Below are 14,795 nucleotides of genomic sequence, written 5' to 3'. Positions count from 1 at the left end.
AAGTTAATTAACAATTATGATGGAAACGTACGAACACCAATACTGTGCTCACGACGCCGAAGCGCTACCATCGCTGGAACAAGCCCCACAACGATTATCGCGACAACAAGGATAATTGGCCACAATACTGGATCATTCCATTCGCGTTGTTTCTGCGCTCTTTGAACTGCGTCAATTTTAAAATACTTATAATTATTATTCGAAAGCCTGTTGGGCTTAACATTCTGATACCATGAATGATATAAGCCATAATCTTTGGGGTGATATCCCCATAACCAAGGAGAATCATAGCGTAATATCTCAATCATCCGATCTATTATTTGCTGCCGATGGGTCCCATTCTCCAAATTTTTCATTTGCTCAAACAAAAGATCATATTCCGGATTACTGTAGTTGGCTGCGTTTTCACCGCTATTCACCACTTTACTCTGAGGTCCATACAATAAAAACAAGAAATTCTCGGGATCCGGATAGTCGGCATTCCATCCCCATTCAAAAATCTGTGCATTTCCTTTGCGGATCTTATCTTGAAAGCGATTGTAATCAGTGCTTCGAATAATCAATTGAATATTCAATTTCTGGAATTGCTTACGCATCCAATCGAGCTTTGATCGGTCTTCAGAGCTTCTGGCAGTTACATCAAAATACAAAATTAGCGGTGCACCGGTTTTTTGGTCGATACCATTTGGGTAACCGGCTTCTGCAAGCAATTTTTTCGCAACTTCGATTGATTTACGCCGCGGTTGATCCTTTATCCAGTTATAAACTATCGTATTTATTCCTTCTTTTCCCTCACGATACCCGGCAATTCCGGGTGATATGGGACTATGCGCGGGTATACCGCGCCCATTCGCAAAAATCGAAATAAATTCCTCATAATCAACCGCAAGAGAAATCGCTTGTCGAAGCTTCCTCGCACTCTCACGTCCCTCTTTATTTCTACCTCCAACTACCGGATCCAGCATATTGAAACCCACATAGTATGTCGATACCGCAACAGCCGTTTCAAGTCTAATTCCTTGTTCCGCCATTGCATCGGTAACCGTCGCTTCCCCCTGACTAACCAATTGCACAGCTTGATCAAAACTATCAGAACCGATACCGCTCACATCATAATACCCTTGTAAGAATTTATTCCATCTAGGAATGCTTTCCCTCTCCCGAGTAAAAACAATTTTTTCGATAAATGGCAACTTCTCACCAGCATCCACTAATAAACCATTCTCTTCGTCTTCTGGCATACCTTCCGCCGGGAAATATTCATCACGAAAATTTGGATTTTTTTCTAACATCATCCTTAGGTTGGGATTATTCTCAGTGAGCATATAAGGCCCGGTTCCGATTGGATACCAATCCAGCGTTATATTTCTTTGAATCAAACCACTCTGCGAAAAAAATTGATCGGCTTCCCAAGGAATTGGTGCAAAAAATGGCATCGCCAGCCAATAGATGAATTGTGGGTATTTGCCTTTTATTTTTACGCGATAGGTATACTTATCAACCACCAGCACACCCTCCAATTGATGATTTCTTAGATCAAGAAATGTATCTTTCAAGGGATAATTCTGAATTACTTGCTTTAACTCAGTCGCATATTCCCTCAGTCCCACAATATAATCCGCCATCAATTCATAGATAGGCGAATGCAATTTCGGGTGAGCCAGTCGCTTAATCTGATAGATATAATCTTCAGCGATCAACTCCCGCGTACTGGTTTGAGAAAAATCAGATAGCGTAAATATCGATGCCAATGCTTCCTGACTTAAACTGTGATAAAGAAAATCCCCATTCAGACTCCTCACAAAGGCGGGATGTGGTTGATAATAAATCCCCGGCTTAATAGAAATTTCATAAATACTGTAAGCAATATTGGCCACGGGTGTATCCGCTGATAGTAGATTACCCGCTTCATCATAGAATGATACGGTCGGCATCTCGACCGCTGTTGCAGGAATCAGCTCAAAGGGCCTTTTTAGATAATGATACTGTAAGGGTGGCTCATAAATCTGCGCAGTAAACTGAATTTCATTGGAACTATACGATTGCACTGGATCGAGATGTTTGGGTCGTTCCGTAAAAACGGTATAAAGAATGTTTTTTCCGGCATCATCCGCTGTATAAGGGTTATTCCAATTTTGCTCGCTACAAGCGATCAAAAAAAATAATACAATCACTATGCAGATTGAAATTAACGACTTTGTCATTGTTAAACGCTTAAAATTGAAAATTTTTTTCAGTGGTTTTGAATTTAAGATCCATAGCGTATCTATTTGACGGAATTCCCCCATACCCACCCTTACGCTATAATTTATCAACTTAATCCATTTTACAAGGAAAACTCATGGGATTTCTCGCTAATAAACGTGTTCTCATCACCGGATTGCTTAGCAACCGTTCTATCGCTTACGGCATTGCTAAAGCCATGAAACGTGAAGGCGCATCGCTCGCTTTCACATACCAGGGTGAAGAAGTTCGTGACAGAGTCGGGAAATTAGCGGCTGAATTTGACAGTGACTTATTATTTCCATGTAACGTCGCGAGCGATTCAGAAATTTCTCTCTGTTTTGAAAACCTTGGGAAACATTGGGATAGTCTTGATTGTATTATCCACTCGATCGCATTTGCACCACGGGAAGCTCTAACCGGGGATTTTCTCGAAAGCATCAATCGAGAGGCTTTTAAAATCGCTCATGACATCAGCGCTTACAGCTTCTCCGCACTTGCCAAAGCTGCTTTGCCTTTGATGCAAGGCCGGAATGGTTCGTTATTAACATTGAGTTACTTAGGTGCCGTCCGTGTTATGCCGAACTATAACGTCATGGGTTTGGCCAAAGCGAGTCTGGAAGCAAACGTACGTTTCATGGCTTCCAGCTTGGGATCCAAGGGAATACGGGTCAATGCGATTTCCGCAGGTCCCATAAAAACCCTTGCGGCAGCCGGTATTGGAAACTTCGGTAAATTGTTGGGTTACACGGAAAGGGTTTCGCCTTTACGCCGCAATGTAACCATCGATGAAGTTGGAAATGTCGCTGCTTTCTTGTGCAGTGATTTAGCGAGCGGCATTACGGGTGAAATCACTTACGTTGATGCAGGTTTTAATACGGTTGCCTTCAACCTTCTTGACGAATAATCCATACAATACAAAGCAAAGCAAGAAACTAAAAGTTATCTTGCTTGATTTTCACGTCGTGCCGCCTCCTGATTGCTGTTAGATAAGATGCCATCTCTTCTTGCGCAATCATCTGCTGAAGCTGTTTAGTGAAGTTCTCGAATTTATCTTTTTCCACCGAATCGGGGGCAACGATTTTGCTAATCCGTATCAAATTAAATCCACCTTTTGGATCAGTCGCCCCTGTATAAACAGGAAAATCTTTTGTTTCCGTTCTGGAAATCACTCGCATCGTTTCAACATCTAATCCGCGCGATTGCATGTATGAGACTAGCTGCGGCTCGCTCCACACAACATCATTCAGATCTTCTCCGTGCTGTAAACGCGCAAGCGTGGCTTGACCTTCATCAATCGCTTTTTTCTCTGCCATTTGTTTTTTGAGTTTCTCAACGATCAGATCTTTAACTACCGAGAGCGATTGCTTCGCCGCAGGTTTATATTCAACTATCCGAGCAGACACAAAAGTATCCGGCTGAACTTCAATCGCTTCGGTATTGCGATGATTTGAAATACTATCTTCTGAAAATACGGCTGACAATAATTTCTCATTCGAAAGAATTGCCGGTTGCGCTGAATTTCTTGTAATCCAATCGCTTTGCTGGACAGTCAACTCAAATCTCTCCGCCGCTGTTTGCAGATTCTCACCTTGCTCATACACCACATTACTGAAATCTTCTGCGATCTCTCCAAAATTGTTACTCACTATTTCCAGCTTCAATTTCTTTTCTATCTGTTCTCTAACATCATCAAGACTAGAGCGAACTTCTGGCTTGATATCAGTCAATTTAATCACGTGAAAGCCAAAATCGGTTTCCACAAGATCGCTGATTTCGTTCAATTGCATTGAAAAGATTTTGTCTTCAAACGACTTAACCATTACGCCGCGGCCAAAATATCCAAGATCTCCGCCTTGAGCCGCAGAACCGGGATCATCCGAATATTCTTTCGCTATTTCTCCGAATTGATCAGCATCCTGCTTGACCCGTTCTAAAATTTTTTCGGCTTTTGCTCTTGCTACTTGCTTTTCATCTTCAGATGCGTCTGCGGCCACATTGATCAAGATATGACTGGCCTTCCGTTCTTCTGGCTGAATATAGTCATCCTTATGCTCCTGAAAGTAATTATTAACTGCATCATCGCTAACAGTTTCATTTTTGGCGACTGCTTCCAGCGACAAAACCAAATATTCGATTTTTGCACGCTCCGGTAAGACGAAATCAGCCTGGTGCTGCTCATAGTAATTATCAACATCCGAATCTTCCGGGGTCATTTCCGATAAAAACTGTTCAGGTGAAATTGCTGATTGACTTATTTCACGTTGCACTTCGCTTAAGTAGCGTACTTTTTCGACAACCGCTTTGGGTATAAATACATTTTCGCTATAACCGTCCAATAGATGCTGCAACAACAATTCTTGGCGGACACGCGATTCAAAGATTGCCGGCGTTAACCCTTGAGCACGCAGCAAGTCTTCATATTGTTGCTTAGAAAATTTATTATCTCTCTGGAAAGCCGGGATTTCCCGGATTGTTTTGACAAGTTGGGAATCAAGCACCGTAAATCCGTTATCCATCGCTTCACGATGTAATAACCGTTGCTGGATCAGCCTTTCCAATACTGAATTTCTAACTTCAAAAGTATCGAGCATCGCGCTATCAAAATTTGCGCCAAGCATCGCTCTCATCCTTTCATGGTGATCACGTAATGCTTGTTCATACTCACGACGAGAAATTTCCTCACCTTCTACAATTGCTACAAAACCTTCACTTCCGTCTCGGTAAGACTCCACTCCCCAAAACAAAAAAGGCAATACAGCCAAACCTAATATAACTTGCACCACCCGCTTTTTACGGTTAACTAAGTCAAACACAATTAAAACCTGTGAGTGTGAGAAAGACGAAACAAGAAATTAACAACCCGGAAAAAAAGATTTGGCGGAGTGGACGGGACTCGAACCCGCGACCCCCGGCGTGACAGGCCGGTATTCTAACCAACTGAACTACCACTCCTCAAACCAGCAATTTGGCTGGTGGGTGCTGACGGGATCGAACCGCCGACATTCGCCTTGTAAGGGCGACGCTCTACCAGCTGAGCTAAGCACCCGGTCAGAAAGTCCGCTAGTTTACTGCATCTTTAAGCGCTTTGCCAGCACTGAATTTAGGAACTTTTGCAGCTTTAATTTTTATAGCAGCACCAGTGCGTGGATTACGACCTGTACGAGCGGCCCTAGTACCTACTTTAAAGGTCCCAAATCCGACCAGTGTGACGCTCTCATTTTTTTTGAGTGCCCCCTTTATTGCAGTTAATGCTCCATCCAATGCACTGCCTGCAGAGGCTTTGGAAATTTTAGCCGATTTCGCGATAGCTTCAATGAGTTCGGATTTGTTCATATAATTCCCCTTCTAAGTTAATGGTAATTAAATCACAAGCAAGTACTGCAGTCGCTCTTATATCAAGCCGTTCACGCCCGGTCAAGCAAATTGAGGTTTTCCGTATATGTTTTACCGGTTCAGGCAACAATAAAAAAAACAACCATTTATTCACAAAAACATTAAAAACCAATTAGAACATATAATTATCAAAGAAACTCAGAGAAACGCCTTAAATAAGCGGAATTTTCCTCAATTAATAAACTTCCGATTTTTGTTCTCGATTGAGCAACACTTCCACAGCAGTACGAGCCGAAAAACGGCCTTGCAAAATACCACATACTGCATCGGTGATCGGCATTTCAATATTCAATTGATTACCAAGTTCCAATACTGACTTTGCTGTATGCACTCCCTCAGCAACATGCCCCAATTCATTCAGAATATCATGCAGCGTTCTCCCTGACGCAAGCAACAACCCTACTTGTCGGTTTCGAGACAAATCGCCTGTGCTTGTAAGTATCAAGTCACCAACGCCCGCAAGTCCCATGAAGGTTTCCGTCTTCCCTCCAAGGCCCAGTCCTAACCGGGTCATTTCCATCAACCCTCGTGTAATTAATGCCGCTCGCGCATTATGCCCAAATCCAATACCATCAGAAATCCCAACAGCTATTGTAATAACATTCTTAACTGCACCACCGGTTTCAACACCAACAACATCTGGACTCGTGTAAATACGTAATCTTGAGCTGTGCAATTCGGTCGCCACTCTGTTGGAAAAACTGCTATCGCTCGAGGCCAGAGTCAACGCGGTAGGAAGCCCCCGCGCCACTTCTTCAGCAAAACTTGGACCGGACAATACACCGCAATTAAGCCCTAGCGCGGTTTCTTCACCCACTATCTGATGCGGTAAATAGCAAGTCTCCGACTCAAAACCTTTGCATCCCCAAATAATCGGTATATTGACATTATTCGCTGCAACAGCCCGCAAAGTCTCGCGCAAACCTGCAACTGGCACAACGATTATTGCAAGATCCGCACAATCCAATGCCTCGCTAAGCTCTGATGTTATTTTTAGAGTTTCAGGTAATGGATATCCGGGAAAAAATCTTAGATTAATTCGCTGTGCATTCATTTCGAATGCATGATCAGGATCTTTAGTCCACATACAAATGGAATGACGGTCGGACAAACTGATTGCGAGTGCAGATCCCCACGCACCCGCACCCAATACCGCTATCCTCATGAACCCCAAACCTGAGTGACTTTTACGTAACCTACTTGACCATCTTTATGACGCACCTTCACCCACCCCGGCACATCGGATTCCAACCACTCCATAACGATGTTTTCTTCCGCCTGAAATAGTAATTCAGAATTTGCATCCGCCGATCGATGAACATCCGCCAGTGGAACTGTAACAATGACATAACGCTGCTCATTCAAAAATTTTTTTTCAATCCAAGCAAGACTTCCGCTACTGTCACGAACTTTGACCCAGCCCTCGACATCAACAATCACTTCAACTGGAAGGTAGCGGTCCGCCACATAGAGCTTATCGGCCTTCAGAGAAGGCGCATCATACATTACGACAGATTTATCCGAGATCGAAAAAAACGCCATTTCAGCTTCCGCTGCAACCGGCAAGAATAGCAAACTACTAAACAACCATAGTGTTATGTTATTTCTCATTTGAAACAAACTTTACTGACTTTTTTGTTAGAGAATTTAAAAATACCGCACTAATTGGCGCTTGCTTTTGCTTCCGCTCTCTTCTGCTGATAGATTGCTTCAAAATTGACAGGATTTAAGATAACGGGCGGGAAACCGGCACGCGTCACAATATCCGACACCACCTCACGTAGATAAGGAAAAAGTATGTTCGGACATCCAATCCCCAACACGGGATCTATTTCGTCATTCGGAATATTGCGAATCCTAAAAATCCCCGATTGCTGCGCTTCAACCAAGAACATGATCTTATCTTTTATTTTAGCGGTCACCGTCACCGTCAATAGGACTTCATAGAGCCCTACATCAATTCCTTGATTCTTGGTGCCCAGCTGCAAATTAATTTCCGGAGTCTCTCTTTCCAAAAAAATATTCGGTGCATTGGGGATCTCTAAAGACAGATCCTTTACATAGATTTTTTCTATAACAAAAACTGGTTGCTGTTGTTCACTCATCTCTAAAATATCCCCAATTCAGAAAAATTAATACAATGATACACCTAGTTTATCAATACGGACCTATTTTCAGATTGCCAGCAACTCCGCCAACTCACCTTCCCGGTCAAGTTGCGCCAGATCGTCATAGCCGCCAACATGAATATCACCGATATAGATCTGCGGCACTGTCCGGCGACCGGTTTTATTCATCATCTCTTCACGTTGAGCCGGTTCAAGATCGATACGAATTTTCTCAATAACTTGCACTCCTCTTGAATGCAACAAGCTTTCCGCCATCTTGCAATAAGGGCAAAACCCTGTTGTATACATAATTACCTTGGGCATCGGCTTCCTACCTTTTAACCATTGGAAGCCCTGCACGCTTCCAAGCATCAATACCACCCATCAAATTGACAATCTGGGTAAAGCCATTCTTCTTTAGAACAAGACTCGGGTTATTAGACCTAACTCCACCAGGATAAACAACAACAATAGGTTTATCTTTATACTTTTCCAATTCGATCCAGCGATCAGCCATCTTTTGCGAAGGCACATGTTTTGCATTCGGTATATGACCTGCCACGTACTCACTATCATCCCTCACATCCAACACCAAGGCATCTTTATAATTGATCAGCCGCACAGCTTCACGCGTATCAATTTCTTTGATTCCACCTTGTGTAAACATCGGTATAATCAATAATATGGCACTAACAACCGCAGCAATTACAAAAAATAAATTTTCCAACCTTAACAGGAAATGGTCTTGAAATATTGATAATTCCATATCGTTCGATTTAATTCATTAAATTGATGATTTTAACAGAAACATGACCAATTCGTAGCTCCCTCTTTATCCACTACTTGTAAGGCATCACTGTTAATATCATTTTTCTGATAACCCGGTACTAAAATTGGCACTGGTTTTTTAATTACTTACAATTGAGAATGCAATTAATCAATAGTGACCGTTAAAAATCTTTGTTCCTGCAAAAGAATCTGTCGGATACTGTGTTTACGATCGAAAATATAATAAAATAACGCCGTTTATTAATCTCCTGATAGTCACATACCCCCTATTATCAATATGAAAAAAATTGTTCTCCTGAGGCATGGAGAAAGCACCTGGAATAAAGAAAACCGTTTCACTGGTTGGACAGATGTCGATTTAACATCAAAAGGTATAAAAGAAGCTCAAGAAGCCGGACGGCTTTTGCGTGAGCAGGGTTTTATTTTCGATATTGCTTATACATCCGTTCTTAAACGCGCCATTCGTACTCTATGGATTGTGTTGGATGAGATGGATCAAATGTGGACTCCGATACAACACACTTGGCGATTGAATGAACGCCATTATGGAGCCCTGCAAGGCCTGAATAAAGCCGAGACTGCAGCAAAATATGGTGATGAGCAGGTCTTGATTTGGCGAAGAAGTTATGATGTAAGACCACCTGCTTTAAGTGTCGATGATGAACGTTACGCCGGCAATGATCCAAGATATAAAGATTTAGCTCAAAATGACATTCCATTAACAGAGTGTCTCAGCGATACGGTGGCACGATTTTTACCTTACTGGAATTCTATTATCGCGCCACAAGTTCAGTCTGGAAAAAGTATTATTATTGCAGCTCATGGAAATTCTTTAAGAGCATTGGTGAAATATCTAGATAATATATCCGACGAAGAAATTCTTAATTGCAATATTCCAACGGGGATTCCGTTGGTTTATGAACTGGATGACGATCTGAAACCGATTCAAAACTATTACCTTGGAAACTTGGCAGCTGTTAACGAAGCAATGCAAATTGTTGCTAATCAGGGTAGATCAGCTTCCCAATGACGAATGGAAATTTTGTACCCGCTTTTAATAATAATTTCTCTTCGATAATAAATTCGGATCGTTTATTTAGCGTTCAGCCCCAACAATTCCTACCATTTCTTTTAGTATTCGCATTATTTTATCCAGCACCAATTTTTCCGGATAATCATGAAAACCTGAAGCTGCTGCGAGAACGCATTCAAGCATTACAAAAAGAATTAAACAATAAAGAAGCAATTAGGCAAGGAACATCCGGTGCATTGCAGGAAACTGAACGCGCTATCGGCAACATTACTCATAAATTAAACAAGTTACTCGAAGAAGATCGGCAAGCTACAGAAAACTACAAACAACTACAATCGCAATATAAGCTTATCAAAAATGATATTGACTCCGAACACCATCAATTGGAGAAGCTGCTCTATCAGCAATATATTAGCGGACATCAAGCTTATCTTAAACTAGCTCTTTATCAGCAAAACCCTCATCAACTTGCACGAAATTTATATTATTACAGCCGAATCTCACAGGCACGCTCAGAAATCATAAATAATCTTCAAATCAATCAAGAAAAAATTGAAACTCTAATACAGATTAGCCGTCAAAAGAAAGACGAAATTACAGCCATCCAAACAGAATATTTCAATCAACGAAAAAAACTTGAGCAAGAAAAAAACAAACATCAAGTCTTACTTGCGCAATTATCGAATCAAATTTCAAAGCAACAGCAGGAAATCAATAAACTTAGTGATGATGAGAAACGTCTCAGCCGTTTAGTTAAAGAAATTAATAAACTAATTACTCAGGAACAATCTGGAAAAACATTAACAAATAGTAAATTGCCTGATGCCTCAACCACTAACAATGTACTTTTCGCAACACTTAAAGGTAAATTAAATTTACCGGTACGAGGAACGATTGTGAATACATTCGGCAGTCAACGCACAAACAAGCATTTAACGTGGAAAGGATTATTTATCCGATCACCCGATGGAAGTGAAGTTAAAGCTATCTCTAAAGGTAAAGTTGTTTTCGCTGACTGGTTGAGAGGGTTCGGTCATTTGATTATTCTGGACCACGAGAATGGGTACATGAGTCTTTATGGCAATAATGCAACACTCCAAAAAAGAATCGGTGATACGATTCGCGGCGGAGATACAATCGCAACCGTTGGAAATAGCGGTGGTAATTCGGATTCAGGCCTATACTTTGAACTTCGTCACAAAGGCAAACCGTTTGACCCCTTGACGTGGATAAAAATAGAATAAGCATAATGTTTTTTTACATAATTTTGATCAGTGCGGAGATAGCATAATGAGTAACATAATCAAAAAAACTGGTTTAATTCTGATCGGCGTAATCGCTGGAATGATGCTAAGTTTGAATTTTTCCGCTATCGCCAAGAAAGACAATATCGACGCGATTCATCCGCTGCCAATCGAAGAACTGCGAACATTCGCTCAAGTATTCGGACGCATTAAGAGCGACTACGTGGAAACTGTCGAAGATAAAAAACTGATCACCGAGGCCATTAACGGCATGCTAGTCGGACTTGATCCTCACTCATCTTATCTCGATAAAGATGAGTACAAAGAACTGCAAATCGGTACACAAGGTGAATTTGGTGGTTTGGGTATCCAAGTCACAATGGAAGATGGGATAGTCAAGGTGATCTCACCTATTGAAGATACCCCGGCTTTTCGTGCCGGTATTAAAACAGGAGATCTAATCGTAAAGCTGGACGATACTGTCGTGAAAGGCATGTCGCTCAATGAAGCAATAAAACTGATGCGAGGCAAACCCAATACATCCATCAAAATCACGATTGTTCGTGAGGGCGAACCAGACCCGTTGGTTTTTAATCTGGTTAGAGACATTATCAAGATACAGAGCGTCAAATCAAAAATGATTGAACCCGGATATGCATATATCCGCATTACACAGTTTCAGGAACAAACCGGTGAAAATCTGGCTTCGACCATTAAAACACTTTTTGCTGAAAACAATGGCACTATGAAAGGATTGATACTCGATCTTCGTAATGATCCGGGTGGATTATTGAATGGTGCCGTGGCCGTCTCGGCAGCTTTCCTTCCGGAAAATGCGCTCGTTGTTTATACTGAAGGACGAAGTGCTGATGCAAAAATGAAATTACACGCAAATCCGGAGTACTACTTGCGAGGCCCTGATGAAGATTACTTAAAAGGGCTGCCCGAGGAAGTAAAAACAGTGCCAATGATTACGCTGGTAAATGGCGGATCCGCTTCGGCCTCGGAAATCGTCGCTGGTGCCCTGCAAGATCACAAAAGATCCATTGTTATGGGTTCGCAAACATTTGGCAAAGGATCTGTTCAAACCATACTACCACTTGGAAACAACACCGCAATCAAACTGACAACAGCAAGATACTTTACGCCTAACGGTCAGTCCATTCAGGCTCAAGGCATTACTCCCGATATTCTTGATGAAACGGGAAATAACGATGATCAGCGCCTTCGTGAAGCGGATTTAAATCGCCATCTCTCCAATGGCAAGAAAACAGAGAAAAAATCAATCTCCAAAACTGAAAAAACAGAACTGAAACCGGTTGATGAGAAAAAAGAGAAAAAGAAAAAAGAAAAGAAAAATAAAGCACCTATCGAATTTGGTTCTGAGGATGATCTCTTGCTGAAACAAGCCATGAATTATTTTAAAGGCATTGTTACTCTTCCAGAAAAAAAGAGTGATGACAAAACAAATAGCCAATCTAATGGATCGTGAATGATCATCAGCTTCTTCGTTATAGTCGCCATATCCTGCTTCCTCAAATTGATATCGAGGGGCAGGAAAAACTTTGTCAATCACGTGTCTTAATCATTGGTGCTGGTGGCTTAGGCTCACCGGCACTCATGTATCTCGCTGCCAGTGGTGTCGGTAATTTAATTATTTGTGATGGTGATCAGGTAGATTTAACCAACCTGCAGCGGCAGATCATTCATGAAAGTCACTCGATTGGTTTAGCAAAAGCGCTATCGGCAAAACAAACACTCCTAAAAATCAATCCGGAAATTAACGTCACTGCTATTCAGGAAAAAGTCGATGCAACAAAATTATTGCAATTAACCGCAAACGCCGATGTGGTTCTTGATGCATCCGATAACTTCATCACACGTTATTTCATCAATCAAGCATGCATAATCCATAAAAAACCTTTGGTTTCTGGAGCCGTTATACGTTTTGAGGGCCAAGTAAGCGTTTTTGATTTAAACCGATCCAGTAGTCCTTGCTATCACTGCTTATACCCAATAGATGGCGCGCAAGAAGACATGCCTTGTGCGATTTTGGGAGTATTTTCTCCAATTGCAGGAATCATCGGTTGCGTTCAAGCTGCAGAAACACTGAAAATTTTATTAAATATTGGAGAGAGCCTTAACGGGCGATTGCTGTTACTGGACGGTCTGACAATGAATTGGCGCTCCGTGAAAGTATACAAAGACCCGGGTTGCCCGGTATGTCATACGTCACCGCCCACAACTGCTTCACTATAAAGTATCCGTCCGAATCATTTCAGCCTCTGCTCGGCGGCAGCAAAATCGAGCGTTGAGTTTCCCAATTCGCTAAAGGATTGTGACTAAATTCGCTTTTAACAAATTGGTACCAGCGACCAATAACGAAACACATGAGCAAATTAGCATAAGCCGCCGCATCAATATGCGTACTTATTTTCTGCTCACTGATAGCAAATCGCAACGCTTGCTTTAGAGTTGCTTCCAAGCGATCATGCAACTGGTTAATTCGTATTTGCAAATGCTCATTTTCATTGACCAATACATCATTAATCAAGATGCGTGTCATCCCAGGATTCTTCTGAGAAAAACCCAATAGCAACAATAATAAATTTTCTATTTGCTTAACACCGGAACTATCTTCATGCTGTATTTTGTTAATCAAAATAAATAATGTTTTTTCTATAAATTCGATTAACGCCTCATACATTTTCGACTTACTCGGAAAACAGCGGCAAACTGAAGATTCCGATATCTCTAATCGCATCGCCAATGCGGCAATTGTAATCTTCATTCTTTGGGGGTGCTCCAGCATGGCTGCCAGAGCCTGCAAAATCTGATCTTTTCGTTCAGATGACTTTTCTGAATGATTGGGACGCTTCAAATGATTAACCATATAAATAAAGAACGTCAGTAAATTATAAAGCTAATGTAGCACACAATAACCCTGTGTAAATCTGGACCTTTGCGCACTAATCAAGATAAAATTAACATTTTTTGGATCAATGTTCATGCATATATGGCGAAAGACATCGTCGCGTGTTAAGACGCCGATCGCGCTGACAATTGGTAATTTCGATGGTGTTCACAGGGGACATCAAGCAATGCTCAAGCGTTTACATGAAGCTGCCAAGAAGCTTGGACTACCAGCCTGCGTAATGACCTTTGAACCCCACCCCCGCGAGTTTTTTTCTCCCGATCAAGCACCAACCCGATTAACGAGCATTCGGGAAAAATTAGAATATCTGATCCAAGCAAACGTCGACCGTGTATACATCTGTAGCTTCGATTACGAGTTCGCTAAAATTGCCCCGGAACATTTTGTATCACGAATTCTCAACGAAGAACTTAGCGTACGCTGGTTACTTGTTGGTGATGATTTTCGCTTTGGCGCACGCCGGGCCGGCGATATAACCATGCTGCAAACTCTTTCAGCAGCAAACGGTTATTCAGTCGAGATAATGCCAAGCATATCCGTTAATGATAAACGCGTTTCAAGCACTGTAATCCGTCAGGCATTGATTAATGGCGATTTGACAACAGCTCATAATTTTTTGGGCAGACCTTTCAGCATGAGCGGGCGGGTTATTGATGGCGATAAATTAGGTAAGAAAATCGGTTTCCCAACTGCCAATATCCAATTAAAACATAACCGCCCCGTACTTTCTGGTATCTTCGTTGTTTCAGTCCGAGGCGCCATTTCATCGTCACCCATGACACCACTGCCCGGCGTTGCCAGTCTCGGTGTACGGCCAACCACTCATCAAAATGGCAACTATGTTTTGGAAGTGCATTTGTTCGACTTTAATCAGGAAATATACGGACAACGACTGCAGGTTGATTTCTTGCACAAGTTGCGTGACGAGGAAAAATTCTCCGATATCAATGCGCTTGTTCGGCAAATCGAAAAAGACATCGCGCAAACAAAAAATTATTTTATGACGATACCGAACGCTCACAATTCAAGTAGCATCTACATTGCTCACTAACCCTTTCAACCGAATT

At 41.8% G+C, this 14,795-nt stretch carries 15 protein-coding genes and 2 tRNA genes; 6 read left to right on the top strand and 11 right to left on the bottom strand.

Annotated features, from left to right (window positions below; genetic code table 11):
- Positions 1 to 14 precede the first annotated feature (14 nt).
- On the bottom strand, positions 15 to 2,204 hold the full coding sequence (locus tag KF839_RS10610; protein WP_292917817.1) for an ABC transporter substrate-binding protein: 2,190 nt from the start codon (positions 2,202 to 2,204) through the stop codon (positions 15 to 17).
- 137 nt (positions 2,205 to 2,341) lie between these two features.
- On the opposite strand from KF839_RS10610, the gene fabI reads away from it, so the two are divergent.
- Complete coding sequence (gene fabI / locus KF839_RS10605; protein WP_292917816.1) at positions 2,342 to 3,130, top strand: enoyl-ACP reductase FabI; 789 nt, start codon at positions 2,342 to 2,344, stop codon at positions 3,128 to 3,130.
- Between the two features lie 28 nt (positions 3,131 to 3,158).
- Here fabI and KF839_RS10600 read toward each other — a convergent pair whose 3' ends face one another.
- The 9 genes from KF839_RS10600 to KF839_RS10560 form a co-directional block, all read right to left on the bottom strand.
- Positions 3,159 to 5,039 (bottom strand): SurA N-terminal domain-containing protein, encoded by a 1,881-nt coding sequence (locus KF839_RS10600; RefSeq protein WP_292917815.1) that lies wholly within the window; start codon positions 5,037 to 5,039, stop codon positions 3,159 to 3,161.
- Positions 5,040 to 5,101: 62 nt separating this feature from the next.
- Positions 5,102 to 5,178: transfer RNA gene (locus KF839_RS10595), tRNA-Asp, on the bottom strand.
- Positions 5,179 to 5,196: 18 nt separating this feature from the next.
- Positions 5,197 to 5,272, bottom strand: a tRNA-Val gene (locus KF839_RS10590).
- 14 nt (positions 5,273 to 5,286) lie between these two features.
- The gene (locus KF839_RS10585; RefSeq protein WP_013648000.1) at positions 5,287 to 5,559 is read right to left on the bottom strand and encodes an HU family DNA-binding protein; all 273 of its coding nucleotides are present in this window, start codon (positions 5,557 to 5,559) and stop codon (positions 5,287 to 5,289) included.
- 235 nt (positions 5,560 to 5,794) lie between these two features.
- Complete coding sequence (locus tag KF839_RS10580) at positions 5,795 to 6,784, bottom strand: NAD(P)H-dependent glycerol-3-phosphate dehydrogenase (protein WP_292917814.1); 990 nt, start codon at positions 6,782 to 6,784, stop codon at positions 5,795 to 5,797.
- Positions 6,781 to 7,230, bottom strand: a complete 450-nt coding sequence (locus tag KF839_RS10575) for an SH3 domain-containing protein (RefSeq protein ID WP_292917813.1) — start codon at positions 7,228 to 7,230, stop codon at positions 6,781 to 6,783. Before KF839_RS10575 ends, KF839_RS10580 begins: the two co-directional genes overlap by 4 nt.
- A 50-nt stretch (positions 7,231 to 7,280) precedes the next feature.
- Positions 7,281 to 7,724, bottom strand: coding sequence for a protein-export chaperone SecB (gene secB, locus KF839_RS10570; RefSeq protein ID WP_292917812.1), 444 nt, complete (start codon positions 7,722 to 7,724; stop codon positions 7,281 to 7,283).
- Positions 7,725 to 7,793: 69 nt separating this feature from the next.
- The gene (gene grxC / locus KF839_RS10565; RefSeq protein WP_292917811.1) at positions 7,794 to 8,051 is read right to left on the bottom strand and encodes a glutaredoxin 3; all 258 of its coding nucleotides are present in this window, start codon (positions 8,049 to 8,051) and stop codon (positions 7,794 to 7,796) included.
- Positions 8,052 to 8,058: 7 nt separating this feature from the next.
- Positions 8,059 to 8,493 (bottom strand): rhodanese-like domain-containing protein, encoded by a 435-nt coding sequence (locus KF839_RS10560; protein WP_292917810.1) that lies wholly within the window; start codon positions 8,491 to 8,493, stop codon positions 8,059 to 8,061.
- A gap of 300 nt (positions 8,494 to 8,793) precedes the next feature.
- On the opposite strand from KF839_RS10560, the gene gpmA reads away from it, so the two are divergent.
- From gpmA to KF839_RS10540, 4 genes are read left to right on the top strand one after another with little or no spacing between them, the layout of a single operon-like run.
- The gene (gpmA, locus tag KF839_RS10555; protein WP_292917809.1) at positions 8,794 to 9,546 is read left to right on the top strand and encodes a 2,3-diphosphoglycerate-dependent phosphoglycerate mutase; all 753 of its coding nucleotides are present in this window, start codon (positions 8,794 to 8,796) and stop codon (positions 9,544 to 9,546) included.
- The gene (locus tag KF839_RS10550) at positions 9,543 to 10,793 is read left to right on the top strand and encodes a murein hydrolase activator EnvC family protein (protein WP_292917808.1); all 1,251 of its coding nucleotides are present in this window, start codon (positions 9,543 to 9,545) and stop codon (positions 10,791 to 10,793) included. Before gpmA ends, KF839_RS10550 begins: the two co-directional genes overlap by 4 nt.
- Before the next feature lie 46 nt (positions 10,794 to 10,839).
- Positions 10,840 to 12,285, top strand: coding sequence for a S41 family peptidase (locus tag KF839_RS10545; protein WP_292917807.1), 1,446 nt, complete (start codon positions 10,840 to 10,842; stop codon positions 12,283 to 12,285).
- Positions 12,282 to 13,052 carry a HesA/MoeB/ThiF family protein gene (locus tag KF839_RS10540; protein ID WP_292917806.1) on the top strand — a complete coding sequence of 257 codons (771 nt, stop codon included), beginning with the start codon at positions 12,282 to 12,284 and terminating at the stop codon, positions 13,050 to 13,052. Before KF839_RS10545 ends, KF839_RS10540 begins: the two co-directional genes overlap by 4 nt.
- Positions 13,053 to 13,071: 19 nt before the next feature.
- On the opposite strand, the gene slmA is transcribed toward KF839_RS10540, so the two are convergent.
- Positions 13,072 to 13,686 carry a nucleoid occlusion factor SlmA gene (gene slmA, locus KF839_RS10535; protein ID WP_292917805.1) on the bottom strand — a complete coding sequence of 205 codons (615 nt, stop codon included), beginning with the start codon at positions 13,684 to 13,686 and terminating at the stop codon, positions 13,072 to 13,074.
- Between the two features lie 115 nt (positions 13,687 to 13,801).
- On the opposite strand from slmA, the gene KF839_RS10530 reads away from it, so the two are divergent.
- Entirely contained in the window at positions 13,802 to 14,779 is a 978-nt protein-coding gene (locus tag KF839_RS10530; protein WP_292917804.1) for a bifunctional riboflavin kinase/FAD synthetase, read from the top strand.
- Positions 14,780 to 14,795 lie beyond the last annotated feature (16 nt).

The sequence above is a fragment of the Nitrosomonas sp. genome (genome assembly GCF_019635155.1).
Taxonomy (GTDB): domain Bacteria; phylum Pseudomonadota; class Gammaproteobacteria; order Burkholderiales; family Nitrosomonadaceae; genus Nitrosomonas.
This window is presented reverse-complemented; position numbering and strand designations above follow the sequence as displayed.

Excerpts from the sequence above, each read along its gene's own strand:
- KF839_RS10585 (WP_013648000.1), bottom strand. The coding sequence starts at position 5,559 with ATGAACAAATCCGAACTCATTGAAGCTATCGCGAAATCGGCTAAAATT.
- gpmA (WP_292917809.1), top strand. The coding sequence starts at position 8,794 with ATGAAAAAAATTGTTCTCCTGAGGCATGGAGAAAGCACCTGGAATAAA.
- KF839_RS10575 (WP_292917813.1), bottom strand. The coding sequence starts at position 7,230 with ATGAGAAATAACATAACACTATGGTTGTTTAGTAGTTTGCTATTCTTG.
- KF839_RS10580 (WP_292917814.1), bottom strand. The coding sequence starts at position 6,784 with ATGAGGATAGCGGTATTGGGTGCGGGTGCGTGGGGATCTGCACTCGCA.
- fabI (WP_292917816.1), top strand. The coding sequence starts at position 2,342 with ATGGGATTTCTCGCTAATAAACGTGTTCTCATCACCGGATTGCTTAGC.
- grxC (WP_292917811.1), bottom strand. The coding sequence starts at position 8,051 with ATGCCCAAGGTAATTATGTATACAACAGGGTTTTGCCCTTATTGCAAG.
- KF839_RS10610 (WP_292917817.1), bottom strand. The coding sequence starts at position 2,204 with ATGACAAAGTCGTTAATTTCAATCTGCATAGTGATTGTATTATTTTTT.
- KF839_RS10530 (WP_292917804.1), top strand. The coding sequence starts at position 13,802 with ATGCATATATGGCGAAAGACATCGTCGCGTGTTAAGACGCCGATCGCG.
- slmA (WP_292917805.1), bottom strand. The coding sequence starts at position 13,686 with ATGGTTAATCATTTGAAGCGTCCCAATCATTCAGAAAAGTCATCTGAA.
- KF839_RS10545 (WP_292917807.1), top strand. The coding sequence starts at position 10,840 with ATGAGTAACATAATCAAAAAAACTGGTTTAATTCTGATCGGCGTAATC.
- KF839_RS10550 (WP_292917808.1), top strand. The coding sequence starts at position 9,543 with ATGACGAATGGAAATTTTGTACCCGCTTTTAATAATAATTTCTCTTCG.
- KF839_RS10560 (WP_292917810.1), bottom strand. The coding sequence starts at position 8,493 with ATGGAATTATCAATATTTCAAGACCATTTCCTGTTAAGGTTGGAAAAT.
- secB (WP_292917812.1), bottom strand. The coding sequence starts at position 7,724 with ATGAGTGAACAACAGCAACCAGTTTTTGTTATAGAAAAAATCTATGTA.